This window comes from Hydrogenophaga taeniospiralis CCUG 15921, assembly GCF_001592305.1.
Classification (GTDB): Bacteria; Pseudomonadota; Gammaproteobacteria; order Burkholderiales; family Burkholderiaceae_C; genus Hydrogenophaga; species Hydrogenophaga taeniospiralis.
This window is the reverse complement of record NZ_BCWR01000001.1, coordinates 668,048-694,182: the sequence shown is the minus strand read 5'-3', so window position 1 is coordinate 694,182 and position 26,135 is coordinate 668,048. Positions and strand designations below refer to the sequence as shown.

26 protein-coding genes are annotated in these 26,135 nt (G+C 67.2%); 11 read left to right on the top strand and 15 right to left on the bottom strand.

The genetic code is table 11. The features are described from left to right. Positions 1-253: 253 nt before the first annotated feature. Complete coding sequence (locus tag HTA01S_RS03175) at positions 254-1,381, bottom strand: helix-turn-helix domain-containing protein (protein ID WP_068167077.1); 1,128 nt, start codon at positions 1,379-1,381, stop codon at positions 254-256. Between the two features lie 226 nt (positions 1,382-1,607). Between HTA01S_RS03175 and HTA01S_RS03170 the strand changes: the two genes are divergently transcribed. The 7 genes from HTA01S_RS03170 to HTA01S_RS03140 all read left to right on the top strand — a co-directional run bounded on the left by HTA01S_RS03170 (position 1,608) and on the right by HTA01S_RS03140 (position 7,389). Further along, entirely contained in the window at positions 1,608-2,087 is a 480-nt protein-coding gene (locus HTA01S_RS03170; RefSeq protein WP_068167076.1) for a 4Fe-4S dicluster domain-containing protein, read from the top strand. A gap of 28 nt (positions 2,088-2,115) precedes the next feature. Beyond that, on the top strand, positions 2,116-3,963 hold the full coding sequence (locus HTA01S_RS03165) for an aldehyde ferredoxin oxidoreductase family protein (RefSeq protein WP_068167075.1): 1,848 nt from the start codon (positions 2,116-2,118) through the stop codon (positions 3,961-3,963). Positions 3,964-4,099: 136 nt separating this feature from the next. Then, a complete protein-coding gene (locus HTA01S_RS03160; protein ID WP_068167074.1) occupies positions 4,100-5,464 on the top strand; it encodes an NAD(P)/FAD-dependent oxidoreductase in 1,365 nt (454 codons plus the stop codon). A gap of 14 nt (positions 5,465-5,478) precedes the next feature. Further along, positions 5,479-5,733 (top strand): sulfur carrier protein ThiS, encoded by a 255-nt coding sequence (gene thiS / locus HTA01S_RS03155; protein WP_068167148.1) that lies wholly within the window; start codon positions 5,479-5,481, stop codon positions 5,731-5,733. 141 nt (positions 5,734-5,874) lie between these two features. Further along, positions 5,875-6,174 (top strand): hypothetical protein, encoded by a 300-nt coding sequence (locus HTA01S_RS03150; RefSeq protein ID WP_068167073.1) that lies wholly within the window; start codon positions 5,875-5,877, stop codon positions 6,172-6,174. A gap of 79 nt (positions 6,175-6,253) precedes the next feature. Then, entirely contained in the window at positions 6,254-6,700 is a 447-nt protein-coding gene (locus HTA01S_RS03145; protein ID WP_068167072.1) for an OsmC family protein, read from the top strand. Between the two features lie 116 nt (positions 6,701-6,816). Next, positions 6,817-7,389, top strand: a complete 573-nt coding sequence (locus HTA01S_RS03140) for an RrF2 family transcriptional regulator (RefSeq protein WP_084235797.1) — start codon at positions 6,817-6,819, stop codon at positions 7,387-7,389. A 160-nt stretch (positions 7,390-7,549) separates the two neighbouring features. On the opposite strand, the gene HTA01S_RS03135 is transcribed toward HTA01S_RS03140, so the two are convergent. From HTA01S_RS03135 to HTA01S_RS03070, 14 genes are all read right to left on the bottom strand, one after another. Continuing rightward, entirely contained in the window at positions 7,550-8,539 is a 990-nt protein-coding gene (locus tag HTA01S_RS03135) for an FAD:protein FMN transferase (protein ID WP_157571943.1), read from the bottom strand. 17 nt (positions 8,540-8,556) lie between these two features. Then, on the bottom strand, positions 8,557-8,970 hold the full coding sequence (locus HTA01S_RS03130) for a c-type cytochrome (protein WP_068167070.1): 414 nt from the start codon (positions 8,968-8,970) through the stop codon (positions 8,557-8,559). 105 nt (positions 8,971-9,075) lie between these two features. Further along, positions 9,076-9,687, bottom strand: coding sequence for a nitrous oxide reductase accessory protein NosL (locus HTA01S_RS03125; RefSeq protein ID WP_068167069.1), 612 nt, complete (start codon positions 9,685-9,687; stop codon positions 9,076-9,078). Beyond that, the gene (locus HTA01S_RS03120; protein WP_068167068.1) at positions 9,687-10,232 is read right to left on the bottom strand and encodes a nitrous oxide reductase accessory protein NosL; all 546 of its coding nucleotides are present in this window, start codon (positions 10,230-10,232) and stop codon (positions 9,687-9,689) included. Before HTA01S_RS03120 ends, HTA01S_RS03125 begins: the two co-directional genes overlap by 1 nt. Next, complete coding sequence (locus HTA01S_RS03115) at positions 10,229-11,056, bottom strand: ABC transporter permease (RefSeq protein WP_218017297.1); 828 nt, start codon at positions 11,054-11,056, stop codon at positions 10,229-10,231. The genes HTA01S_RS03120 and HTA01S_RS03115 overlap by 4 nt, the downstream gene beginning before the upstream one ends. Beyond that, entirely contained in the window at positions 11,053-11,997 is a 945-nt protein-coding gene (locus HTA01S_RS03110; RefSeq protein WP_068167066.1) for an ABC transporter ATP-binding protein, read from the bottom strand. Before HTA01S_RS03110 ends, HTA01S_RS03115 begins: the two co-directional genes overlap by 4 nt. Further along, positions 11,978-13,216, bottom strand: coding sequence for a nitrous oxide reductase family maturation protein NosD (locus tag HTA01S_RS03105; RefSeq protein ID WP_245637988.1), 1,239 nt, complete (start codon positions 13,214-13,216; stop codon positions 11,978-11,980). The genes HTA01S_RS03110 and HTA01S_RS03105 overlap by 20 nt, the downstream gene beginning before the upstream one ends. Positions 13,217-13,257: 41 nt before the next feature. Then, the gene (locus tag HTA01S_RS03100) at positions 13,258-15,876 is read right to left on the bottom strand and encodes a NosR/NirI family protein (protein ID WP_068167065.1); all 2,619 of its coding nucleotides are present in this window, start codon (positions 15,874-15,876) and stop codon (positions 13,258-13,260) included. 163 nt (positions 15,877-16,039) lie between these two features. Next, a complete protein-coding gene (nosZ, locus tag HTA01S_RS03095; RefSeq protein ID WP_068167064.1) occupies positions 16,040-17,971 on the bottom strand; it encodes a TAT-dependent nitrous-oxide reductase in 1,932 nt (643 codons plus the stop codon). Then, positions 17,968-18,345 (bottom strand): hypothetical protein, encoded by a 378-nt coding sequence (locus tag HTA01S_RS03090; protein ID WP_068167063.1) that lies wholly within the window; start codon positions 18,343-18,345, stop codon positions 17,968-17,970. Before HTA01S_RS03090 ends, nosZ begins: the two co-directional genes overlap by 4 nt. A gap of 175 nt (positions 18,346-18,520) precedes the next feature. Next, on the bottom strand, positions 18,521-19,054 hold the full coding sequence (locus HTA01S_RS03085) for a hypothetical protein (RefSeq protein ID WP_068167062.1): 534 nt from the start codon (positions 19,052-19,054) through the stop codon (positions 18,521-18,523). Between the two features lie 44 nt (positions 19,055-19,098). Then, positions 19,099-20,169 (bottom strand): flavodoxin family protein, encoded by a 1,071-nt coding sequence (locus HTA01S_RS03080; RefSeq protein WP_068167061.1) that lies wholly within the window; start codon positions 20,167-20,169, stop codon positions 19,099-19,101. Positions 20,170-20,931: 762 nt separating this feature from the next. Continuing rightward, positions 20,932-21,324, bottom strand: coding sequence for a fluoride efflux transporter CrcB (gene crcB, locus HTA01S_RS03075; RefSeq protein ID WP_068167060.1), 393 nt, complete (start codon positions 21,322-21,324; stop codon positions 20,932-20,934). 14 nt (positions 21,325-21,338) lie between these two features. Then, positions 21,339-22,346: a recombination-associated protein RdgC gene (locus HTA01S_RS03070; protein ID WP_068167059.1), complete on the bottom strand. Its 1,008-nt coding sequence runs from the start codon at positions 22,344-22,346 to the stop codon at positions 21,339-21,341. A gap of 154 nt (positions 22,347-22,500) precedes the next feature. Between HTA01S_RS03070 and HTA01S_RS03065 the strand changes: the two genes are divergently transcribed. The 4 genes from HTA01S_RS03065 to HTA01S_RS03050 all read left to right on the top strand — a co-directional run bounded on the left by HTA01S_RS03065 (position 22,501) and on the right by HTA01S_RS03050 (position 26,119). Continuing rightward, positions 22,501-23,469 (top strand): LysR family transcriptional regulator, encoded by a 969-nt coding sequence (locus HTA01S_RS03065; RefSeq protein WP_068167058.1) that lies wholly within the window; start codon positions 22,501-22,503, stop codon positions 23,467-23,469. A gap of 139 nt (positions 23,470-23,608) precedes the next feature. Beyond that, a complete protein-coding gene (locus tag HTA01S_RS03060) occupies positions 23,609-24,385 on the top strand; it encodes a putative hydro-lyase (protein ID WP_245637987.1) in 777 nt (258 codons plus the stop codon). Positions 24,386-24,399: 14 nt separating this feature from the next. Continuing rightward, entirely contained in the window at positions 24,400-25,365 is a 966-nt protein-coding gene (locus HTA01S_RS03055) for a TRAP transporter substrate-binding protein (RefSeq protein ID WP_068167056.1), read from the top strand. A 244-nt stretch (positions 25,366-25,609) separates the two neighbouring features. Further along, a complete protein-coding gene (locus HTA01S_RS03050; protein WP_157571942.1) occupies positions 25,610-26,119 on the top strand; it encodes a TRAP transporter small permease in 510 nt (169 codons plus the stop codon). Positions 26,120-26,135: the final 16 nt, after the last annotated feature.

Sequence of the window (26,135 nt, the reverse complement as noted above, 5' to 3'; positions counted from 1 at the left end):
GGGTGAAGGCACGCTGCTCCGATAGGATCTCGGGCGATTGAATCCCTCACGTTCTCCAAACACTCTTCCGGAGAATGTGTATCGACGCAGAACGCGGTGGAACCGGCTTTGCCGGGCCGCTCGCGTTGCCCCTTGAGGGGCGGAGTGGTTACGCGCAGCGAACAAGCGACGGGGGTGGGGCGTGTGCTCCGGCTCTGCCGGTCCAAGGGCGTGGTCCCCCTGGGGGGAAGCCGCGCAGCGGCGCAGGGGGGGGTCACTTTCTTCCGATTTTTCGGTACACCGTGGCGCGGCTGATGCCCAGCACGCGGGCGGCCTGCATCACGTTGCCGCGGGCCTCTTCCACCGCGCGGCGGATCAGCGCGGTTTCCACTTCTCTGAGCGGCGCGCCCATGTTGGCGATCGGGCGTTGCGGCGCGGTGCTGGCCCGCCCGTCGTTGAAGCGGGCCAGCACCTGCAGGCGCAGGCCTGACCACAACGGCAGTTCGACCGTGCCGCGTTGGGCGCGCGCGGCATCGAACAGGCAGTCGGACGGGATCGCGAACACGTCGCTGCAATGCGGCCAGGGCGCGCCGGACGCCAGGGCCAGCATGTCCGCCGCGGCCCGGTTGGTGCCGACGATGACGCCGTCGCGGTCCACGCACACCAGCCCGTCGCTGTCTTCCCCTGGCGTGCGACCTGGCCAGTTCAGACGCAGCAGCAGGTGGTACGGCAGCGCCAGGGTGAGCGCGTTTTCGATGCTCAGTGCCGACTGGCTGACCAGGTGCTTGAGGGCCGGGCGTTCGGGCACGTCGACGCCCGTGAGGTCGAGCATGCCCACGCAGCGGCCGTCGGGGCCGAACAGTGGAGCGCCCGCGCAGCTGTAGGCGCTGGTGGCGTCAAAGAAGTGTTCGCCCCGGTGCAGCCAGACCGGCTGCAGCTCGGCCAGCGTGGCGCCGATGGCGGTGGTGCCCACGCGGTGTTCGGACAGGTCCACCCCGACGCGCGCGATCAGGCTGGCGCGCCGGTCGTGGTGGTCGATCGGGCCGTTGACGTCGATCACCACGCCCTGGGCGTCGGTCAGGATGGCGAAGTAGCGGGTGTCGGCCATGGCCCGCGCGAGCGACTGGATCACCGGTGCGGCTGCGCGCAGCAGGGGCTGGTTGGCCTCCATCACGCGCTTCATGGCGGGGCCGGGCACCGGGTCGAACGCCAGGGGCTGGCGGGGCTGGAAACCCTGCGCCAGGCAGCGGCGCCAGGAGCGCTCGATCCAGGGGGCGATGCGCAGGCCACTGCCGGCGGCACCACCGCCACCGAGCACCGCCCGGCGCGCGTTGTCGATCATGGCCAGGCGGTCGCTGGGGTTGTGGGGCGTGGTGACCGGTGGGCGCTGGCTGTTGTTCATGGATGGCCTGTCTCGTTATGGCGCAGTGAAGCTCAATCACACAACATACAGCAGCAAGTATGCCAAGCGGGGTGCTGTTTCATTTTGAGAATTTCCACCCTGGCGGGTCATGCCTACGGGATAACCCTGAACAAAAACGGCAACGGGGCTTCAACAATGCATAGGTATTTCCTTTCATAGGCAAGGCGCTGCATAAGTGGTGCCGCTACCCACCAGGAGACCCCTCATGCAGAAAGTCCTGCACATCAACCCGGACAAATGCACCGGCTGCTTGCAGTGCGAAATGGCGTGTTCGTTCGAGAACTACGGCGTCTACGCCACCTCCAAGTCGCGCATCAAGGTGTTCGACTTCCATCACACCGGCAAGAAAGTGCCCTACACCTGCACCCAGTGCGACGAGGCCTGGTGCCTGCACGCCTGCCCGGTGGAGGCGATCACGGTGGACAAGATGACCGGCGCCAAGGTGGTCAACGACGCGACCTGCGTGGGTTGCAAGGTCTGCACCATCGCCTGCCCCTTCGGCACCATCAACTACGTGCAGGAAACCGGCAAGGTCCAGAAGTGCGACCTGTGTGGCGGTGAGCCGGCCTGCGCCGAAGCCTGCCCCACCGCGGCGATCACCTTCGTGGACGCTAACTGGACCGGCATCGACAAGATGAAGCAATGGGCCGACAAGCTGGGCAACCAGCCGGCCGCTGCCGCCTGATCCCCCCAACACATTCAAGGAGCACAACATGTCTTGGGCTGGAAAAATCCTCCGCGTCAACCTGACCGCGGGCACCGTGAAGTCCGAACCGCTGAACATGGAGTGGGCCCGCGCCTACCTCGGTTCGCGCGGCCTCGGCAGCAAGTACCTGATCAGCGAAGTCGACCCCAAGGTCGATCCACTCTCGGCCGACAACAAGATCATCTGGGCCACCGGCCCGCTGACCGGCACCATGGCCTCCACCGGCGGGCGCTACACCGTCATCACCAAGGGCCCGCTCACCGGCGCCATCGCCTGCTCGAACTCGGGCGGCTACTGGGGCGCCGAGCTCAAGATGGCCGGCTGGGACATGGTCATTTTTGAAGGCAAGTCGGCCAAGCCGGTCTACCTCTACATCAACGACGACACCGCCGAACTGCGCGACGCCGGCCACCTCTGGGGCCAGAGCGTGTGGAAGACCGAGGAAATCCTCAAGTCCAGCCTGCAAGACCCGCTGCTGCGCGTCTCCAGCATCGGCAAGGCTGGTGAAAACGGCGTGTTGTACGCCGCCGTGGTCAACGACCTGCACCGCGCGGCCGGCCGCTCGGGCGTGGGCGCCGTGATGGGCAGCAAGAACCTCAAGGCCATCGCCGTGCGCGGTACCAAGGGCGTGGGCAACATCCGCGATCCCAAGGCCTTCATGAAGGTCACCTTCGAGAAGAAGAAGATCCTGGCCGAGAACGCCGTGACCGGGCAGGGCCTGCCGGCCTACGGCACCCAGGTGCTGATGAACGTGATCAACGAGATGGGCGCGCTGCCCACGCGCAACCACCGCGACGTGCAGTTCGAAGGCGCGAAAGACATCTCGGCCGAAGCCATGGCCACGCCGCGTGAGAGCGATGGCAAGAAGCACCTGGTGACCAACCAGGCCTGCTTCGGCTGCACCATCGCCTGCGGGCGCATCAGCAAGATGGACGAAGGCCACTTCACCGTGCAGAACAAGCCGCAGTATTGGGGCGCCAACGGCGGTCTGGAGTACGAAGCGGCCTGGGCGCTGGGCGCGGCCAACGGCGTGAACGATCTCGAAGCGCTGCAATACGCCAACATGCTGTGCAACGAAGAGGGCTTCGACCCGATCAGCTTCGGCGCCACCGTGGGCGCGGTGATGGAACTGTACGAGATGGGTGTGCTCACCGCGGAGCAGCTCGGCATCGACGCCAAGTTCGGCTCGGCCCAGGCGCTGGCCCATTTCGCCGAGATCACCGCCAAGGGCGAAGGCTTCGGCAAGGAGATCGGCCAGGGCTCCAAGCGCCTGACCGAAAAATACGGTCACCCGGATCTGTCCATGAGCGTCAAGGGCCAGGAATTCCCGGCCTACGACGGCCGCGCCATCCAGGGCATCGGCTTGGCCTACGCCACGTCTAACCGCGGTGCCTGCCACCTGCGTGGCTACACCATCGCCTCCGAAGTGCTGGGCATCCCGGTCAAGACCGATCCGGTCGAGAGCGAAGGCAAGCCGGAGCTGGTGAAGGCGTTCCAGGACGCCACCGCCGCGTTCGACTCGTCGGGCCTGTGCGTGTTCACCACCTTCGCCTGGGGCGTGGCCGATCTGGCGCCGCAGCTGCAGGCCGCGTGCAACGAAGAGTTCACCACCGAAGAGCTGGAAAAGATCGGTGAGCGCATCTGGAACATGGAGCGCGAATTCAACAACGCCGCTGGCTTCACCGCCAAGGACGACAACCTGCCCAAGCGCCTGCTGACCGAAGCGGCCAAGACCGGTGCCTCCAAGGGCATGGTCAGCAAGCTGCCCGAGATGCTGCCCAGGTACTACGCCGCACGCGGCTGGGACCCGGAAGGCCGCCCCACCGCCGCCACCAAGGCGCGGCTGAGCCTCTGAGTCGCCAGAAACCACGCAGGTCATTGGGGGTCGGATCACCGACTGGAGCGAAGCGCAAGGCGTGTGCTCTGACCCCCAATGACCGGAAGCAACGAAGTAGCGGTCTCTGGCCGCTATCTTTTTTTGGAGAGAAAACATGAACCCCCACGTTCGACACCACGTCATCCTGGGTGCCGGTCCGGCCGGTGTCATCGCGGCCGAGACCATCCGCAAGCACGCGCCCCACGATCCGATCACCCTCGTGGGCGACGAGAACGAGGCCCCGTACTCGCGCATGGCCATCCCCTATCTGCTGATCGGCAAGGTGGGCGAGGAGGGCACGCACCTGCGCCACACGGCAGACCACTTCAGCCGGCTCAACATCCAGCTGCTGCGCGGTGTGCGCGCCAAACGGCTGGACACGGCCAAGCGCACGGTCGAGCTGAGCGACGGCAACACCCTGGGCTTTGACACGCTGCTGATCGCCACCGGTTCGTCGCCCGCCACGCCGCCCATTCCCGGCATCGACGGCCCGGGCGTGCACAGCTGCTGGACGCTGGCCGACGCGCGCGCCATCGCCAACCTGGCCAAACCCGGCGCCAAGGTGCTGCAGATGGGCGCAGGCTTCATCGGCTGCATCATCATGGAAGCGCTGCAGAAGCGCGGTGTGGAACTCTCCGTGGTGGAGATGGGCGACCGCATGGTGCCGCGCATGATGGGCCCCACCGCGGGCGGCATGATCAAGGACTGGTGCGGGAACCACGGCGTGAAGGTGTTCACCGGCACCCGGGTCGAGGCCATCGAGCGCGGCAACGGCGCCGAGCCCGGCCTGCTGGGCAAGATTGCGCAGGTGGTTGGCATCGGTTCGGCGTCCGAGCCCAACGGCAAGATGCAGGTGCGCCTGTCCAGCGGTGAACGTGTGGAGGCCGACCTTGTGATCAGCGCCACCGGGGTGCGCCCCAACATCGGCTTCCTGGAAACCAGCGGCGTGCGCTGCCTGGTGGGGGTGCTGACCGACGAACACCTGCAGACCAACGTGCCCGGCATCTACGCCGCGGGCGATTGCGCCGAAGCCTATGACAAGGTCAGCGGCAAGACCATCGTCAGCGCCATCCAGCCCAACGCCGCCGAGCAGGCCCGCGTGGCTGCGCTCAACATGATCGGCCAGCCGACCAGCCTGCCGGGCGTGACACAGATCAACGTGCTCGACACGCTGGGCATGATCTCCACGAGCTTTGGCAACTGGCAGGGCGTGCCCGGTGGGGAGCACGTGGAATTGACCGACAAGACCGCCGGCCGGCACCTGAGCCTGCAGTTCCAGGGCGACGTCATGGTCGGCTGCAATTCCGTGGGCTGGACCGATCACGTGGGCGTGATGCGCGGCCTGGTCGAAGGCCAGGTGCGCCTGGGGGAATGGAAAGACCGGCTCATGCACGACCCCACGAAGCTGATGGACGCCTACCTGTCCAGCGCACAAGGGCAAGGTCATTGGAGCGGCGCCGCCGACGAACGCCGCCGGTGATCACAATGTCTCTCATGCGCATCACCTTCAAGCTCTTTGCCACACTGACCGACTACCTGCCCGCCGACGCGCGGCGCAGCAACCAGCTGTCGCTGGAGGTGAGTCCGGACGCGCCCATCAGCCAGATCATCGAACCCTTTGGCCTGCCGCCCAAGCTGGTGCACCTGGTGCTGGTCAACGGCAAATACGTCGAGCCCGACAAGCGCATGAGCACCACGCTGTCCGAGGGCGACGTGCTGGCCATCTGGCCGCCCATCGCGGGCGGGTGAATATGAAGCACCCCCGCCGCGCTGCGCGCGACCCCCTCAAGGGGGCGACACCAGAGGCCCGGCAAAGCCGGTTCCTCGGTGTCTCTGGGTTGGACCACTTCCTCCGAGTCGGATCGTGGACCGCGCGATGGCGCGTCTGACATGCAGTCGAGCTATGCGGAGCGCTTCGAGCGCGACATGGGCTGCACTGAGTCCGAGTGGCTGGGCTGGCTGCCTGCGGCCATCGGGGGCTGTGCCTGGCAGCGCGAGGACTACACGGTGCGAGTGGACATACCGCCGGGCTCCCTGCAACTAAGCTGGCAGACCCGGCCACCCCGCGTGATCGCGCTCATGCGCATGCCCGTGCTGCACGTGGGTTTTGTCTTTGACGGGCTGGACGCCGCACAGCGCCATGCGTTCATGAAGCGCTTCGACCTGTACATGCAGCGGGGCGGCGGCTAGGGCCTGGGGTGGCTTGATACTCCAGGGGGGATGGGTAAGATGCGGGCATTCCCCCGCAACCCCCACCGAAGGACCCCGCATGAGCGACAACGCCAGCGTCACCATCACCCGCCAGTCGGGTTACCAGTTCCTCGTCGATTTTGGCGCGGCGATTCCGTCGCTGCTGGCCGACGAGCCCGCGCCGCTGGGCCAGGGCAGCGGCCCGGCGCCCGACCACATGTTGCTGGCGGCGGTGGCGAACTGCCTGAGCGCGAGCCTGTTGTTTTCGCTGCAGAAGTTCAAACAGGACCCGGGCACGCTGGTGGCCACCGCCACGCCCGAAATGGGCCGCAACGAGAACAAGCGCCTGCGCATCGTGGGCATCCACGTGAAGCTGGAGCTGGGCCAGGCTGCGGCCAGCATCGAGCACCTGGACCGCGTGCTCGCGCAGTTCGAGGAGTTCTGCACCGTGTCCATGAGCGTGCGCCAGGGCATTCCCATCCATGTGCAGGTGCAGGACGGCACGGGCGCCATCCTCAAGGACTGAGGGGTTGAGCGTCTTTCGTTCCGTCCCGGCGGCGCCCGGTGGGCGTGCGTCCCGTTTTTTGACGGTACAGTGAAACCTGTTGAACCAACCTCGTCTTTTCACAGGGCGATGACCCGATGCGACTCACCCAATGGACCGACTACAGCCTGCGCGTGTTGATGTACTGCGCGGCCTGCGATGGGCGCGAGCACCCGCCCACGGTGAACGAGATTGCCGAAGCGCACGGCATTTCGCGCAGCCACCTCACCAAGATCGTGATGATCCTGGCCGCCAATGGCTGGATCGCGACTACGCGCGGCCGGGGCGGCGGCCTGCGCCTGCTCAAGCCGGCCAACGAGCTGACCCTGGGCGAGATCGTGCGCCAGACCGAGACCGATATGACCCTGGTGGAGTGTTTTGACAAGAAGAACAACACCTGCCGGCTCGACGGCTATTGCCGACTCAAGGACGCGCTGTACAAAGCCATGAAGGGCTTTTTCGATGTGCTCGACGGCGTCACGCTGGCCGACCTGCTGGCACCCGTGGCCACCAGCAAAGCCCAGGCTGGGCTGCTGCCCCACCTGATCCCGATCCAGTTCGCATCGTTGAAGATGCCGAAGAAAGCGCCAGCCTCAACGGCCAGTGCCGCTGCCGCCAAACGGCCATCGGCCGCGCGCAAGCCGGCCAAGGCCAAAGCCAAGGCCGGCTGACAGCCCCGATCGCGCCGGAGCGCGATCCACCACGCTAGAAGTGGTCCTCCATCACAGAGACACCGAGGAACCGGCTTCGCCGGGCCTCTGGTGTCGCCCCCCTCCCAGGGGGGTGGCGCCGAAGGCGACGCGGGGGGTGATCCCACTCCCACGCGGGGGGTTATCCCGTTCTCCAGACGCGGTCATCCGCATCCACGATCAGGCTGTCCACTTCACGAAGGGGTGACAGCAGATGCCGCCCCGCCGTGGCGCCCGCCACCATGATCGCGGCGCCGAGGCCGTTGACCGGATCGGACGGGCGCGACACCGTGACCACACCCCGCACGCCGCGACTGGGCATGCCCGTGCGCGGGTCCAGCAGGTGGTGGTAACGCCGGCCGTTGCGCACGAAGCAACGCTCGTAGTCGCCGGACGAGGCCACGCAGGCGTCGCGCACCTGCACCGTGTGGATCAGCCGCTCGGGAGCCCGCGGGTCGCGGATGCCCACGCGCCAGTCCTGGCCCTGGAGCTGGCCGCGCGTGAGCACGTCGCCACCGCCATTGACCATGGCGTGGCGCAGGCCGTGTTGTTCGAGCACGCGCAGGCCTGCCTGCAGGATGGGCAGTTTGGCCACACCCCCGAGGTCGATGCGCATGCCCGGGCGGCCGAGGCCGGCCTGGCCCGTCGCGGGGTCGACCAACACGTCGCGGAAATCCACCAGTCGGCGCTCGCGGCGCAGCTCTTCCGGCGCGGGCATGCGGGCATCCCGCGGGTCGAAGGACCAGCCGTGGTAGGCCCCCACGGTGATGTCGAAAGCGCCCTCGCTGAGCCGGGACAGCTCGGCGGCACGCTGCAGCACCGAAATCAGTTCGGGCGGCGCCTCCACCAGGCCCCGGCCTGCGCTGCGGTGCATCGCACTCACCAGGCTGTCGGCGCGGTAGCGGCTCATCATGCGTTCCAGGCGCTGCATTTCCGCGAACGCCGCCTGCACGGCCGTCGCCGTGGCACCGGTGTTGTCGCCTTGCGCCACGATGTCCACCCGCGTGCCCATCAGGACGTGGGACGCGCGGTGAACGTCGGGGCTGGCCAGCGCCGGGCGCATGCCCAGGCCGGCGACGAGCAGGCCGCCCAGCCCGGCCAGGCATTGGCGGCGTTGGAGCAGGTGGGTCATGGTGGGGCCAGGTGGGTTCAGAGCGACTGGGCGACCATGTAGTCCACGGCGGCCTTGAGTTCGTCGTCGGTGAGGGCGCTGCCGCCGCCGCGCGCCGGCATCATGCCCTTGGCCCCGGTGAAGCCTTCGACGGCGTGTTTGTAGAGCGTGTCCTTGCCTTGCGCGATGCGCGGGCCCCAGTCGGCCTTGTCACCGGGCTTCGGAGCACCGGCCACACCGGCGGCGTGGCACATGGAGCACACCGAGCCATAGACCTTCTTGCCCACGGCGTTCTCGGCCACGGGGGCCGGTGCGGGTTCCGGGGCCGGTGCGGGCGCAGCGGTCACCGGGGCGGGAGCGGCCGGCGCCGCGGTGGTGTCGGCCGGCTTGTCGCCGCAGGCCATCAGGGCAGCGCTGCAGCCCAGGATCAGGAGAAGGTTCTTGGCGTTCATGGGGGAATCCTTGTGTGAGGTGGTGAAAGGGGTGGGTGGATTTTAATATTCATTCTATATGAATAATTAGTCTCGGATTTGACACGCATCAAAGTGGGCCGGGCTTCAGTGGGTGTGCGGGGCGAGCCGCTGCAGCGATGCGGGCAGGCCCTGGCGCAAGTGCGCGGCCGTGAGCCATTCGCCACCTTCCCGCGCGGCGAAGGCGCGCGCCTGGTCCAGGGTGGCGAACGCGGGCAGGTTCCCCGATCGCATCGGGCCCATCTGCCTCGACCCGTGCACATACCAGGCCTGCTCGGCGGGTGTCCAGGCGCCGGTGTCCAGGTCGGTGACGTACGAGGCCAGGATGCGGGCGGCGCTCTGGCCGGCGGTGTAGCGCGGCACCCGTTGCAGGTACAGGAACAGGCTCAGGGGGGAGTCGAGGTACTGCACGTCGCCGTTGTCGAAGATGACCTGGGCCGCCCAGCGCCGCTGGCGCGCCGGGAACATGCCGCAGACCGGGCAGCGGGCTTCGGGCGGCACCTCGCGCGCCGCCCGCAGGGGCAGGCCCGAGGCGGGATCGTAGGAGAAGGTGGGGGCCGTCAGGCACACGTCGTCGGGCAGCGCCGCGTCTGCGGGGGCAGACGCCGTGGCGCCCCGCACCGAGCGGTAGCCCAGGCCGGCGAACACGGCCGCGCCGCCCAGCAGCGACAAGCCGATGACGGTGCGGCGCGATGGCATCACATGCGGGTGTCGTGCAGCGCGCCGCCGCTCAGGTCCACCATGCCGGGCTGGAGCTCGGCGTAGCGCAGCAGGCGGCCACCGTGCTGCTGCACGAAGGCCTGCGCGGCGGTCTCGGTGGCGAAGCTCGCGACCGTGGGGCCCATGGAGCCGTGGCGTTTGCTGCCCAGCACGTAGAGCGCCTGGCGCGCGTCGATCCAGTGGCCGCGGGGCTGGTCCCAGTCGGCCAGGGCCATGTCCTGCACATGGGCGCTTTGCACCGCGCGCACCTGCTCGGGCGCCAGCAGCACCGACAGCAGTTCCACCGAATCGCAGAACCACTGCACCTCGGCCACGCCGTCGTAGCGGATCTGGCCCTTGGGGCCGGGGTAGTCGGCGAGCAGCATGCCGTCGAGCGAGCAACTGGCCTGGGCGTCGATCTCGGCCGGGGCGCTGCTGGCCGCAGCGCCGCTCTGGCCGCAGCCCAGCAGGCTGAGGGTGGCCAGGCCGGCGCAGCCGCACAGCAGGCGGCGGCGGTTCAGGGTGACGTTGGAAGAAGTGTTCATGGTCGGAATCTCCAGGAAGCCAGGGCAAGAGGCGCGACGATCCAGGCCAGCATGGCGCTGCCGAGCCAGCCCACCTGGCTCAGCGCCGGGGGCAAGATGCTGGCCAGGCCGTACAGGCGCTGCACGTCGTCGAGCGAAAACACGTTGAGGATGCGGAAGATGTCGGCCGGGTTCAGCAGCAGCAGGTAGGCGAAGGCCTGGCCGCCGAACTGGCCGCCGGTGGCCACCAGCAGGCCCAGCAGCAGCAGGTCGAACACCAGCACCAGCGCGAACCACAGCGCGATGGCCAGGCCCGAGGCACGGGTGCGGTCGCGGGCCAGCACCGACAGCAGCACCGCCAAGCTCAGGAAGGCCAGGCCCAGCAGCACCGAGCTGAGCACGAAGCCGGCGTAGTGGTACAGGCCGGCCCAGCTGAAGCGCTGGTACAGCAGCAGGGCCACCAGCGCAAAGCCTGACACGGTGGACAGCGTCAGCGCACCCGCGAGCCCGAGGTACTTGCCCAGCAGCAGTTCCAGCCGCGTGATGGGCAGGGCCAGCAGCAGGTCGAGCGAGCCGCGCTCGCGCTCGCCGACGATGGCGTCGAAGCCGAGCAGCAGCGCGATCAGCGGGATCAGGTAGATCACCAGACTGACCAGGCTGGCGATGGTGAGCTCGATCGAGCGCGGGCCGATCTGGCCTTGCGCGGCCGAGCCGAAGTAGGTGATGAGCAGCGAGAACACCGTGAAAACCACGGCCACTGCCAGCACCCAGCGGTTGCGCAGCCGGTCGCGGAATTCCTTGGCGGCCACCGCCTGCACCTGGCGCCATTGCAATGAAACGTTCATGGTGCCTCCCTCAGGCCGAAGTACACGTCCTCCAGCGAGGGTTCGTGGATCTGCAGGTCGCTCAGCTCCGCGTTGGCCAGCCAGGCCAGCACCCGCATCTTGTGTTCGCGGGGGCAGCGCAGTTCCAAGAGGCCGGGTTCGCGCTGCTGCAGCACGACGTCGGCGCCGGCGAGTTGCCCAGGCAGCTCGGTGGCCAGGGTCTGCAGCCAGGTCGGCGCGGCGCGCAGCTGGAACACCAGGGGCATGCGCGAGCGCTCGCGCAGCGCCTGCACCGTGCCCTGCGCGCACACGCGGCCGTTGCTCAGCATGGCCAGGGCATCGACGCGCTGTTGCAGTTCGGCCAGGATGTGCGAGCTGATGACCAGGGTCACGCCCTGCGAGCGCAGCAGGTCGAGCTGGTCGTAGAAATCGCGGATCGCCGACGGGTCCAGGCCGGTGGTGGGTTCGTCGAGCAGCAGCAGCTGGGGGTCGCCCAGCAGGGCCTGGGCAAAACCCAGCCGTTGCCGCATGCCCTTGGAGTACTCGCGCACCGCGCGCCCACCCGCCCGCGTCAGGCCGACGCGGTCGAGCAGGGCGGCGCACTGCGTCTGCGGCGCGCCCTTGAGGCGTGCGAAAAAGCGCAGCGTCTCCAGCCCGGTGAGGTTGTCGTACAGCACCAGGTTCTCGGGCAGGTAGCCCAGGGCGCGCCGCGTGGTGCGGAAGTCGGGGCCGTTCACCGTGCAGCCGTTGACCTGGATGCGGCCCTGGCTGGGGGTGATAAGGCCGAGCACGAGCTTGAACAGCGTGCTCTTGCCGGCGCCGTTGTGGCCGATCAGGCCGAAGAGTTGGCCGCGCGGCACCCGCAGGCTCACGTTGTCCAGCGCCAGCAGCGGTGCACGCCGGCTGCCGTAGGGTTTGGTGACGCCCTCCAGGTGCAGGGCTTCAGCGGAAATACTTGTCACGCCATGTGCTCCAGTGGGGGTGTTTCGGCGCCATGGCCGGATGGGGATCGATCACGCTGGGCACGCGCAGCACCGGGAACTGGTGCCCCAGCACGCGCAGTGCCTGCACGGCGGGGCTGCCCAGCAAGAGTTGAATGGAAGGGTGGCGCCACTGCAGGCGGTCCACCAGGTCGTTGGCTTCGTAGGACAGGTCGCCGATGCCGTTGCCGTCGCGGTCCCAGCCCAGGTAGTTGCTCCAGTAATTGCCCTGGCCGGGCGTGGGCTGGCCCCAGGGTTCGTCGCGCGCGCCCACGTAGCGCACCTGCTCCCGGTTGGCGATGAAGTCGTTGCCCACCACCTGGTTGCGCGTGGACCCGGCGGACAGGTGCACACCCACGTGGTTGTCCACCACCAGGTTGTTGCGCAGGGTCACGTACTCGACGTCGTAGATGAAGAAGCCGCGGTCGTTGCCGGCCACCACGTTGTCTTCGATCACCGAGTCCTGCAGGGTGCGCAGCATGATGCCGTGGTCGGAATTGCCCCAGGTGCGGTTGCCGCGCACCACCTGGTCGCGCACCTCCATCAGGGCCAGGCCGCCGCGGTTGTAGTAGCTGTCGTTGTCTTCCCACAGGTTGTGGTACGAATTCATGTAGTGCGAGCCGTAGCGGCTGTGGTGCAGCCGGTTGCCGCGGAACTCGGCGTTGTGGGACACGTCGACGTAGAGCGCGTCTCGCACGAAGCTGATGTCGTTGCCGGTGATGCGCGCGCCCTGCGTGTTGTAGAGCTGGATGCCGTTGCCGCGCTGCGAGGAGTTGAGGTCGCGCAGGCCGGTGATGCGGTTGTGTTCGATGCGCACCCCGTTGGCCTTTTCGATCCACAGGCCGAAGAGGTTGTAGGTCAGGTCGCAGCGCTGCACCACGGCGCGGTGCGAGCCGGGCTGCACGTAGATGCCCGCGTGCTGGCTCTTCAGGCTGGTGCCCGAGTCGCGCACGATCAGGCCTTCGATCAGCACATCGGGCGAGGCGACGCGGATGGTGTCGCCGCGCTGGCCGCCGCTGAGGGTGGGGCGGTTGATGCCGCGCAGGGTCAGGGGCTTGTCGATGCGCAGGTTCACGCTGTAGAAGCCGCGCGCCACTTCCACCACGTCGCCGGCCGCGGCCTGCGCCACGGCGGCCTGGATGTCGCCGCCCGGCTCCACACGCCACACGGCGGACCACGCGGGCAGGGCCAGGCCCAGCAGCCACACGCAGGCCAGCCGTTGGCGCCAGGAGCTGTGGGTCTTCACGCCAGGTGCCCCAGGGTCTTGAGCGCGAGGAACAGCGTCGCGCCGATCAGCAGGTTCTTGAAGCCGACGTAGCTGAGCATGTCCATCCAGTTCGCCACGCGGTAGCGCACCTGCCACCACGGGCCGTCCTTCACGTAGCGCTTGCCCGCCATGCGGATCAGCACCTCGTAGACGCTCCAGCCGAACCACCAGCCGATGATGGCGCTGGCCGACAGCCGCCCGTCGGCCGCCAGCAGCCAGGCCACGCTCGCGGCCAGGGCCAGCGAGAGCCCGGCGAACTGCAGGGCGCGCTGGTTCTTCCAGCCGTCGCGGCTCCAGGGCCACAGGTGGTGCTGCACCTCCTGCCACAGACCTTTGAGGCCTGGGGCGCGGCCGCCGGGCCAGGGCTGGGCCGGTGCGGTGGGCATGCGCGGATCGGGGCCCTGCGCGGCCCGGGCGCTGACGGGCGAGACCGGTTCGATGGGGATGAAATAGCCGTTGCGCCCGATCGGCGTGATGAGCAGGCCGTCGCGTTCGCGGCGCTTGCGCTCTTTGGCCAGCGGCGGGCAGCCCTTCTGGTCGGTGTAGAGCACCATGCAGTCCAGGCAGTGCAGGCACTCGCGGTGGTCGATGCGGCCATCGGCGTCGATCGCCTGCGCGCCGCAACCCACGGCGCAGGCCTTGCAGCTGTTGCAGTCCTGCTTGCGCTGCAGGCCGAACCAGCGGAAGGTGCTGGGCATGGCCAGCGAGGCACCCAGCGGGCAGATGTACTTGCAGTAGGGGCGCTCGATGAACAACGACGCACCCAGGATCACCACCACGAACAGCCCGTAGGGCCAGCTGCGGTTCGTGAGGCCGACCAGGAAGGTGGTCTTGAACGGCTCCACCTCGGCCAGCACCTCGGCCAGGCCCATGGAGAACATGGACACCACCAACAGGCCGAAGAAGATGGCGTACTTCAGCCACTTGAGCCGGTCGTGCCAGACCTGCGGCAGCTTGGTCTGGAAGCGTTTGAGGCCGATCACGCGCCCCACCTTGTAGAGCGCCTCGGAGAACGAGCCGAAGGGGCACATCCAGCCGCAGAACAGCCCGCGCCCGAACACGAACACGGTGATGATGATGAAGACCCAGAAGACGAAAATGAACGGGTCCGACAGGAACAGCGACCAGGTCCACTGGAACAGCAGGGCGTGGAACCAGGTCAGCACCTGGGTGATGGAGGGCTGCGCCATGAGGCCGAAGCCGACGAAGCCGATGCTGATGGCCCAGGCCGAGTATTTGAAGGCGTTGACCGGCCATTTGTTCTTGTGGGTCGAGCGCCGCGTGAGCTGGTCGCGCAGGCCATAGACCACGGCCACCCCCAGCAGCAGGGCGCAAAAGAGGGCGATCTCGATGGCGCGCGACTTCCAGATGCGCACCCAGGGCGCATCGGGCTCGGTGACCACCGGGCGGCCGCCTTGCAGCATCTCGGCGGGCAGCCAGTACTTCGTCTCGAAGACCGCGAAGCTGCGGTGCCCGGTGGCGCGGTCCACGCGGTTGCCCAGGAAGGCCAGCTTCCAGGGGTAGGCCGCCGAGAAGCTCTCGGAGCGGATCACGAAGATCGCCGACTCGGAGTAGCGCGGCGCCCCCTCGGCTTCCAGCCCATAGAGGTTGAACGAGTCCAGGTCCCGGAAGGTGAAGGCATCGGCGCCCTGCTTGACCTGGATGCGGTCGTAGATGCCGCCGCGCACGAAGCCCGAGCCCTTGAAGGATTCGATGCCGGCACTGCGCACCACGAACAGCGCCTGTTCGCTGTCTTTCAGGCGCGAGCGCAGCGTGGCGAAGCCCGATTTTCCGAGCAGGCTCTGGCCCACATCGGGGTGGTTGAGGTCACCGAACCACAGCTCGATGAAGGGCTCGGCGCTGCGCTCCAGGCCCAGCTGCTCGGGCATCACGCGCAGGCGCTGCACCGCGCCCATCTTCACCAGCTCGTCCCAGCGGTAGGGGCGGCCGCTGGTCACGAAACGGGCGAGGTCGCGGCGGGTGGGTTCGATGATGCCGACCTGGCGGGCCACGGCCGCGCCCGAGAGTTGCATCACCTGGTTCTGCGCGATCACCGTGACGGTGGCGCCGGAGATGGCGTCCAGGCCCAGGATGTTTTCGTCCGGGCGCGAAGGACCGACCTCGATCTGGTCGGTGACCGACTTGCCGAGGTACTGGTTGTTGAAGTTGACCAGCGTGGACTCGGGAATGCCCAGCAGCAGGATGGGCTCGGAGTGCTTGAGCACCTTCACGCCGACGTAGCGGCCGCGCACGTCCATGCCGATGAGCGTGACCACCGGCTTGCCGGAATAGGCCGGCGTGTCGGTGATGTCGGTCGAGAGCATCACGTAGCCCAGCAGGGTCTTCTTGCCCGGCTGTTGCGGGTCGGCGTCGCCATAGGCCTCCACATACGGTGGCTGGCCCATGCGCTGGGAAAAACTTTGGGCGCCCGGGAACACGTCCGCGCAGGACACGAGGGCGCACAGCTCGGGGTTGGTGGCCAGGTCGGCGGGCAGATGGGCCTCGTAGGCCTGTGCCTGGGCTTCGTTGCCGAGTGGGCTCAGCAACACAGCGGCGGCGGTCAGCGCGGCCGAGAAAAGGCGTGCAATCGACATCGTTGGGATCCAGGGGGGCGGGGTCCGACGCCAGCGCCACACGGCGCGGGCATCGGACCTGGCAAAGCAGGACCTCCCCGGGGGGAGGTTTTGAAGGCTTATGGGCCTACCTTCGTGCTGCGCACTTCGGTGCGAGCTTGCTTGGGGCGGCCCGGCGCGTCGCTCATGCCTCCACGATCATGCGGGTGCGCATCTCCAGGTGCAGGGCGTGGCAGAAGTGCGTGCAGTAGCACCAGTACACGCCGGGCTCGCCCGCCGTGAAGGTGACCGAGGCGGTTTCGCCGGGGTTGACGATGAAGTTGACGTCGTGGTTCGGGATCGCGAAGCCGTGCGTCAGGTCTTCGATCTTGTCCAGGTTGGTCAGGATCAGCGTGACCTCGTCACCCGCCTTCACCTTGAACTCGCGCAACGAGAAGGCCGGAGCCTGCGACGTCATCTTCACGGTCACCTTCTTGCCGTTGCGCACCACGCCCGAGTCCTTCGGGTCCTTGACGGCGTTCGGGAAGTCGTCGAGGTTGTAGACCTGCTTGGGCTTGACGAGGTCGCGCTTGAAGATGATGAAGTCGTGCGGTTCGCCGCGCACCGGGTGGTCGGCCAGCAGCACCATCTTCTCGCCCGACATGTCGATGATCTGCTCGTTCTCGGCGTGCAGCGGGCCCACCGGCAGGAAGCGGTCTTTCGAGAACTTGCAGCCCACGGCCAGGTACTTGCCGTCGGCGGCTATGGTCTCCGACTGCGAGCCGTTGATGTGGCCCGGCTGGTACTGCACGTCCAGGCGGTCGACCACGTACTTGGCGGCCTTGTCGCCGGCGTGGAACTTGATCGCGGCGTCCACGTTCCATTTCACGACCTGGCTGTCCAGGAACAGCGTGGTGTAGGCGTTGCCACGGCCGTCAAAGGCGGTGTGCAGCGGGCCCAGACCGATCTCGACCTCGGCCACGATGGCGTCGTCCAGCTTCTCGACCTTGCCGTCGAACCATTCCAGCACCTTGGACAGCTCGATCACCGTGGCGGTGGGCGAGAGCTTGCCGGCGCAGATGAAGTACTTCTGGTCCGGGCTGGCGTTGACGCCGTGCGGGTTTTTGGGCACCGACACGTAGGCGGTCAGCGCGGCCGTCGGGTCCTGGTTGGCTTCGTGCGTGCCGTCCACCACGGGCACCTTGGAGCTGCCGAAGGTCTTGAACTTGCCGGCCTTGACCGCCTCTTCGATGCGGGCGATGTTGAAGAAGATGCAGGCATCGCGCTCGGCGGACATCATGTCCTCGTACTTCGCGCCCATCTCGGTGTTGTACTGGTTCGACGCGGCCAGCTTGCCGTCGTAGGACGTGGCCACCAGGTCGCAGTTGCCGTCGATCAGCACCTGCCAGCGAACTTCCATGGTTTCGGCGTCGACGCAGCTGAACAGGGAACGGTACTTGCCCGCGTCCTCGAGGCCGGCGTTGGGCAGTGGAATGCCGAATTCGCCGCCGCAGAACACGCGCGTGGTGTAGTTGATGGCGGGGTCCACCGGGTCGCGTTTGTCGGGGAAGATGCCGTGGAAGCCCTGCACGTTGGGCAACTGCGTGATCTTGTCGCAGATGAAGTAGTCCAGGCGGATGCGTGCGATGCGGCTGTTGATCTTGTCGTTGATCCAGGCGTAGCGGCCGTCGTAGTTGCCGTCTTTGTACGAAGCATGTGTGTGGTGGGTGTCACCCACGGTGTAGCGCAGCGCGCCATTGGGCTTGGTGCCCATGACCGCCTTGGACTCGTTGGTGTGGCCCCAGCCCACCAGGGCATCGGGCACGAAGCAGGGGATGCGAAGCAGTTCGCGGCCCGAGGGCATGCCGAGCACACGCATGTCGCCGGTGTGGCCACCGCTCCACAGACCGTAGTAGGTGTCGAGCTCACCCGGCTTGAGGTGCGTGCTGTTGCCGCTGGCGTGCGCGGCATCGGGAGCCGCGGCCGGTGCGGCGGCGGGGGCGTTGGCCGCACCCGACTCTTTGTCGGTGCAGGCTGCGGCGCCCAGCGTCAACCCCGCCAACGCGGCGGTGTTGAGGAAACGCCGGCGTCCCCATACGGTGGTGTCGTTGGCAGACAAGGTGCTGTCGTCTTTCATGTGTGAACCTCTTGGGTTTGGTTTTGGAAAAGGGGTGGGCCACGCGCGGGGGGTGGCATGGCCGCAGGGGCAGGAGACACGTTGCTGTCGTCACGGACCACCAGGGTGTGATGGCGCGGCCGTTCGGTGAAGACGGATTCAGCGTCGGGTGCGGGCAGGGCGGCGGGCAGGCACAGGGCGCAGTCCAGCGTCGGGGCGGGCAGGCTGTCCGGGCTCTCGTCGGCGTTGACCCATTTGAGGCCACCGCTGCCGCAGACCGCGGTCATGCTCTGCTGGGCCAGCAGCGGCGACGCAAAGACGATGCACCAGCAGAACAGCAGGCACCACAGGACCCAGCGTTGTCGGACTCGTGTGGGCTGTGGAAATGTGGGCATGCGCGGACTATAAGTCCGATATGATTCAATTGAAATGAATATTTAGTGACGTTTGACCTGGATCAAGAGGTTCTTGTCCAGGGCTCGCCCGCGCGTGGCGCAGGCGATCTGGCCGCGCGTTTCAGCGCAGGGCGCGTGGCGGCGCTTGCGGCGGTGGCCGCCGGTGCGGGGCCCGTCAGGCCGCGATGTCGTCTTTGTAGCCGCCCACCGATGCCTTGATCACCTTGCGTGCGGTGGCGGTCTCCTGCGCGGTCCGCGTCTCGGCCACCAGGACGAACTGCCCGTTGGCGATCGCATCGGTGACCAGGTGGGACAGCCAGCCCTCCTTCTTCTCTGCTGCGGAGCTGTCGCTGGACACGGCACCCATCGCGGTGCCCAACACCGCGCCAAGGCTCGCGCCCCAGCCCATCATCACCAGGGGCGCGATCAGGGGGCTGGCGATGAACAGGCTGACGTTGGCGGCCACGAGCGCCACCTGCGCCAGTGCGCCCAGGCCAGTGCCCACGGCGGTGCCGATGGCCCCCTGGACGACCACGTCCTTGAGCACCGCGTTGCTGTCGTCGGTGGGTGCCGGTTCTGGCGGCGGCGAGTCGGATTCGTAGATCTGCAACTGGTCGCGCGGCAGCCCTCGTTCAACGAGCGCGTCACGCGCGGCCAGTGCGTCGTCGCGGAGGGAGAAGAAGCCGGAGACGTAGTGGTGCTTGTCCATGGTGGTCTCCTGAAAAGAGCGGGCCGCGCCTGGGGCCCGCTGCGCTATTTGGGGCGGGGCCGTTTCAGCGTGGGCCGTGCCGCCTGCAGTCGGCCGGCACGCAGCTCGGCCACGGCCTGGGCCACGGCCCGTGCCACGTTGCGGGCCTCTTCCTGCAGGCCCTCGTCGCGGTCCAGGGCTTCATGGCTGTTGGCGTAGGGCTGGTAGTAGCCGATGTAGCGGTCCAGCCGGGCCTGCGCACCCGCATCGAGAAAGCCCATCCAGTCCAGCCAGTCGCACAGCGAACGCCGTGTGCCTTCGATGCCGGCCACGTCGCCGTGCACCAGTACCCCATAGGCGCGGCCGGCCAGGTGCTGCGGGTAGCTCCAGCCCTTCATCTCCAGCGCCTTGGCCTTGGTGGGGTCTTTGCCGCCCGTGGCGGTGGGGTCGGGGTTGCCGCCATCGGCGCACACCATACGGTCCATCATCAGCTTGAGCGGGCTCGGGCTCTGGTACCAGTAGACCGGGGTGACGATCAGCACGGCGTGGGCCGCGGTCCAGCGCTCGTAGATCTCGGCCATCCAGTCGTTGGTCTGGTTCAGTGCGTGGTTGGGGTAGCAGCTGCAGGGCCAGTGGCACAGGGGCATGGCGGTGGACAGGCAGCCCTTGCAGGGGTGGATCTTCAGCCCGTAGTCGGAGGCGAGCAGGCTCAGGTCCAGCACATCGGTCTGCAGACCCAGCGGCTCCAGCACCTCGCGGGCCGTTTCCATCAGCCGGAAACTCTTGGAAATCTCACCCGGGCAGGTGCCGTCGTTGCGCGCCGAGCCGCAGACCAGCAGCACACGCGACGGTGTTGCCGGGTCGGCCCAGCGCGATTGGGCCGCCTGCAACCGTTCCTTGGTGGCCACCCATTCGTCGGACAGTTCGTAGTCCGGGTCAGCGTAGCCTTCGCCGGCCTTGTGGGTGAACGGCGCCTTGCGGCCTTCGCTGAAGGCGGCCCAGGCGATGGCTTCGAGCCGGTCGATGGACGCGTCTTCCGCGCGGAAGGCCGGGTCCATGAAGGAGGCCCGGAAGCGCTCGGCGAATTGCGCCCGTGCCAAGGGGGCGGGCGCCTGCCCCTTGCGAATCTGGATCATGGTCTGTCCCCGGCAGCAGGTGCTGCAAGACCCAGTCTGGGCATAGGCTCCGGCAGCGTCTGTGCGATGCCGCACCCAGCGCCGGGTGGGTCAGTTGGGAATTCGCATCCAACCGGGTGCCAGTTTTCTGTACTTGTAAGAGTGGCCTGACTTTGTCGGTATGGCCGTCATGAAGTAGGGCTCTTTCAGGTCAAAGGGAAGGTCTCGCTGAATATCGGCTATGAACTCAGCGAACTCCCCTGTTGGCTCTGAAAACGGAAAGAAAAAACTTGTCCCTAAGAAAAGTCGCCGGCCACCCAGGGACACCCCAAGCCTGCACATACTGCTTGAGCGTTCCTTCAGGGAATCTCGTGAGTCACGCTTCCAGTTGAATGTGTAGAAAAAGTGCACCCGTGTCGGTCCCATTTCTTGACGGGGTCGGTGACTGTCTCTCAGCGCGAAGGAGATGGCTTCTTCGAGTCGGAAGATAGGGGGGCGCCAAGTGAAAGAGTCCTTTGGGTCTCTAAGTTCTGGTTCTCCGAATAGAAGTCGAGCTTCACGCACACAAAGCTCTGTAAATTCAGGGTCGGTCCAACGTGGATCGCGCATTACCTGTATCTCAAGGCTTGACGGGTACGGTGAGAACTCGGTGTGCTGGTTCAGGAAGAACAAGGTTTCCTGCCAGGCCTTGACGATGTCTCTCGTTTTGGGGGTGTGCCCGAACGCGACTGACTTTGGCGGTTGGTAGTAGATCAACTTATCACAGACCATGGTCAGAGACGATCAAAGAGTCTTTGTGGAGGTCAACAAGTAAGCCGCCATCTTCATGCCCACCCCGGTGAGCAGCAGCGAGCCCAGCAGGTGCAGGCCCGCGTTGCCGGTGGCCAGCAGCCAGCGGCCGTGCTGCAGCATGCTCACCACCTCCACCGAGAAGGTGGAGAAGGTGGTGAGCGCGCCCAGGAAACCGGTGATGATGGCCAGGCGCCAGGCCGGGTCGAGCTGGGTCTGGCTCTGGAAGAACACCACGGCCACGCCCACCAGCCAGGCGCCGGCCCAGTTCGCCGTGAGCGTGCCCCAGGGCAGCAGCGCGTGGCCCTGGTTGAGCCAGAGGCTGAGCTGCCAGCGCGAGAGCGCGCCAATGCTGGCCCCGAGGCTGATGGCGATCACTTGCAGCATGGCTCAGTGGGGAATCAAAACGGTGGGTCGTCGTCTTCGCCAACCGCGGTGACGGCTTCCTGTTTGGGCTTTGCCGGTGCCGCCGCCGGCGCATCGGGCGCGGCCGCGCCAAACGCCATTTCGCCGCCCAGCGCCTCTATCAGTTCGGGGATCAGTTTGCTCAGCTCGCCGGTGGTCAGCGCCACGTCGGTGTCGAAGCCGCTCTCGCCGTCGTCGGCGCGGTCGTCGAACACGCCTTCGAGAAACGCGAGCTTCTTGAGCTGCATGGATTCGGTGAGCACGAAGCCGACGCGGCCTTCCCAGCTCATGGCCAGGCGGGTGGGCAGCTTGCCTTCGGTGATGTGTTTGCGCACCTCGTCGGTGGCGAGGTTGTGGCGGGTGAACTTCACGACCGACTTTTCTTCGTCGCCCGATTTGAGTTCGCACTCGCGTTCGACCGCGAAACCGCCGGGCGCGCCGCCTTCGTCCTCATCGGACACCGGGGCCGAGAGCCATTGCGTCATCGCGGTCTGCGGCGTCACCTGGGTCTGCAACAGGGTCACGTTCAGATCGTTGAAGGCGTTGACCAGCGCGGTCACCAATTCGTCGATCTTGCCCTGGCTGCTGGCGTCGGTCACCAGCCAGCCGTTGGTCAGATCGATCCAGACCCAGGCGGCCGTGCGGCGCGGAAAGGCCTGCGGCAGAAGCGAGAGTAGCGCGTCTTCGCGCAGTTCCTTCATCTGCTTTTTGCCGGGTTTGCGGCCGGTGGTGGCCTCGATGTGCTCGGCCTCTTCGTCCGCCTTCTCGCGCACGACCGAGCCGGGCACGGCCTTGGTCTCGATCATCAGCTTGAGCATGCGCTGGCCGGCCACCGACTCCACCAGCGGGCCGTGGGCCTCGCCGCGCGGCTCCACCCAGCCCACCGACTTGTCCTGCGTGGCTCCGCAGGGCACGAAACGTGCCGCGTCCAGCGCGGCCTCCATGGTCTCCAGCGCAGGCGCCCAGCCGGGCGCGATGCGGTAGATCGTCACATTCTTGAACACAGGCTTCCTTGGAAAAACAAACCCCGGCCACCTGGCGCGGACGGGCTCCGTATCTTAGCGGTGGCTGGTGGGCGGTCTGCGGGCGGCCGCCGGTGGAACCCCCGACAATGCCCGATGGATGCCGCCCGGGCGGCCCACTTTGCAAGGAATGCCCATGAATCTGCGTTTTGTCGAAGCCTTTTACTGGGTGGCGTCGCTCAAGAGCGTGACGCGCGCGGCCGAAAAACTGTTCCTCACCCAGTCGGCCATGTCCAGCCGCATCGCGGCGCTGGAGGAAGAGCTGGGCGTGTTGCTGCTGGACCGGCGCGACAAGCAGTTCCGCCTGACGGCGGCCGGGGCGCGCTTCTTCACCTACGCCCAGCGCCTGCTGGAATTGCAGCGCGAAGCCAAGGCCGAGATGGGGTCGGGCGCCGCACTGGCGGTGTCCATGCGCATCGGTGCCATCGAGTCGGTGCTGCATTCCTGGCTGATTCCCTGGATCGAAAAGCTGCGCGCCGACCACCCGGGGCTGGCGCTGGAGCTCACGGTGGAGACCACGCCCATCCTGGTCGAGCAGGTGCAGCGTGGCACCCAGGACCTGGTGTTCGCCGCCTTGCCGGCTTCGGCCGACGGCGTGCGCAGCCGCGCGTTGCCCGCCATGGATATGGTGTTCATGGGCAACGCCCAGCTGCACCGCAAGCGCCGCTACACCCTGGCCGAACTGGGTGAGCTGGAGATCCTCACCTTCCAGCGCGGCTCGCTGCCGCACGTGGCCCTGCTGGACCTGTTCCGCCAGGAGGGCATCGAGCCGCGGCGGGTGCACACCATCTCGTCCATCTCGGCCATGGCGCAACTGGTGCAGGGCGGGTTCGGCGTGGCCACGCTGCCGCGCCACGCGGTGCAGCGCATGCAGACCTTCCCCAACCTGCGCCAGCTCGCCTGCGCCAGCGCGCTGCAACCTCTGCCCATCCACGCGAGCTACCGCACCGACCCCAGCACGCAAGCCGTGGAGACCGTGGTGAAGTCCGCGCTGGCCTTTGTCGACGCGCAGAACGGCTCCCGGAAACGGGCCGCCGGTGCACCAGCGGCGGGCCTACCGCCGCCGTCGCACTCATCCAAAGCATCGAAAAAATCGATGACGTAAGCAGAAAATTTCTCGTTTGAAGCGCTGCCGATCGCGCTCCACAATCCGCCCATCGTCACTCCAGTGACATGTTCCGGAAACAGGAGACAAGGTGGAATCAGCTTCGGACGAGATGCGGCGTGTGTTCGGCCGCGAGGGCATGCAGGACGCCGGCCATGTGCGCCGCCTGATACGGCAGGGCCTGTGGACCGGGCACACCAGCGGCCTGGCCGACGACCATGTGCAGGGCAACCTGGTCATCCTGCCGCAGGCGCAGGCGGACGACTTCCTGCGCTACTGCCAGCGCAACCCCAAGCCCTGTCCGCTGCTGGCGGTCTCCGAGCCGGGCCAGCCCCTGTTGCCGCGGCTGGGCGCCGGCATCGACATCCGCACCGACGTGCCGCGCTACCGCGTCTGGCGCGACGGCGAGCTGGTGGACGAGCCTTCGGACATCACCGCGCTGTGGCGCGACGACCTGGTGAGCTTCGTCATCGGCTGTTCCTTCAGTTTCGAGCAGGCCCTGATGGAAGCCGGCCTGCCGTTGCGCCACGTGGAGCAGGGCCGCAACGTGGCGATGTTCCGCACCAATGTGCCCACCGAAGCGGCGGGGCCGTTCAGCGGCCCGCTGGTGGTGACGATGCGGCCGATGCGTGCCTCGGCCGTGATCCGCGCGGTGCAGGTCACCTCGCGTTTCCCCAATGTGCATGGCGCGCCGGTTCACATCGGCGATCCATCACTGATCGGCATCACCGACCTGTCCAAGCCGGACTACGGCGACGCGGTGGACGTGATGCCCGATGAACTGCCGGTGTTCTGGGCCTGCGGTGTCACGCCGCAGGCCGCGATCCAGCAGGCCCGCCCCGCGTTCTGCATCACCCACGCCCCCGGCGCGATGCTGATCACCGATCTTCTCAACAGCCAGCTAGCCAGTTTCTGAACCAGGAGCCTTCCATGAAAAAATTCGTGTTCTGCCTCTGCGCCACCGCCTTCGCGGCCGGCGCCTCGGCCCAGACCCAGTGGGACCTGCCCACCGGTTATGGGGCCAACAGCTTCCAGACCCAGAACGTGCAACAGTTCGCCAACGAGGTGGGCCAGCTCACCGGCGGCAAGCTCAAGATCACGCTACACCCGGGCGGCTCGCTCTACAAGGCCAACGAGATCAAGCGCGCGGTGCAGAGCGGCCAGGTACCGGTGGCCGAGTTCATCCTCTCGGGTGCGGCCAACGAGAACCCGCTGTTCGGCGCGGACTCCATCCCCTTTCTCGCCACCAGCTACCCCGCGGCCAAGCGCCTGTACGAAGCCGCCAGGCCGGTGCAGGAAAAGCTGCTGGCCTCGCAGGGCATGAAGCTGCTGTTCTCGGTGCCCTGGCCGGGCCAGTCGCTGTATTCCATCAAGCCGGTCAACCAGCCAGCCGATCTGGCGGGCACCAAGATGCGCGCCTACAACCCGGCCACCACGCGCATTGCGCAGTTGCTCAAGGCGCAGCCGGTGACGATCCAGCTGGCCGAGCTGCCGCAGGCGCTGGCCACCGGCGGCGTGCAGAACTTCCTGACCTCCAGCGCCAGCGGGGTCGAGAGCAAGCTGCATGAGCAGGTGAAGTATTTCTACCCGGTCAGCGCCTGGCTACCGCGCAACGCCACCGTGGTGAGCCAGAAGGCCTTCGATGCGCTGGACAAACCCACGCAGGACGCCGTGCTCAAGGCCGCGGCCGCTGCCGAGCAACGCGGCTGGAGCACCAGCGAGCGGCTCGATGGCGAGTTCATCAAGGAACTCGGCAGCAAGGGCATGACCATCGCCGCGCCCTCCGAGAGCGTGAAGAAGGAACTCGCCGCCATCGGCGAGACCATGACCGCCGATTGGCTCAAGACCGCGGGCGCCGAAGGCCAGGCCATCATCCAGGCCTACCGCGGCCGCTGAAACGGAACACCCCCGCGGCGCTTCGCGTCACCCCCCCCATCCCCTCAAAGGGGGCGACACCTGAGGCCCGGCTAAGCCGGTTCCTCGGTGTCCTGGGGTGGCATCGCTTCATGCGTCGCGGGTGCTGCTCCGGCAGCAAGGTTCCCTGAAATTTCTCCCGCGCGGTGGGGTGCTCCGGGCATCCGGGCTTCCTCCCCACCGCGTCCTTTCCCTTGTGGTTGTGCAGCCGAACCAGGAGCGTGCGGTGTCCAGACTCGTCTTTCTTTTTTACAAGCTGCTGATGGCCCTGTCGGGTCTGGCCATGGTGGCGGCCTTTGGCGCCGTGCTGCTGGGCGTGGTGGCCCGCGAAGTGCACTGGGATGTCCCCGGGCTCGACGCCTACGCCGGTTACGCGATCGCCGCGGCCCTGTTCCTGGCGCTGCCGGGCACGCTCAAACATGGCGACCACATCCGCGTGACGTTGCTGCTCGACCGGGTGCCGCCTCGTTTCCGCAGCGCGCTCGAATGGTGGAGCCTGGTCGCGGCCACCGGCCTGACGGTGTTCATCGCGTGGTACGCCGTGCGCCTGGTCTGGGTGTCCTACGTCTCGCACGACGTATCGCCCGCCGCCGACGCCTCCCCGCTGTGGATGCCGCAGATCGGCATGGCGCTGGGCTGCATCGGGTTTGCGTTGTCGTTTGCCCATGCGCTGGTCGAGCGCTGGCGCGGCGGCAGCTTTATCGCGGCTTCGAGCGAAGCCGCTCACGTTGAATAGAACAAGAGACACAACC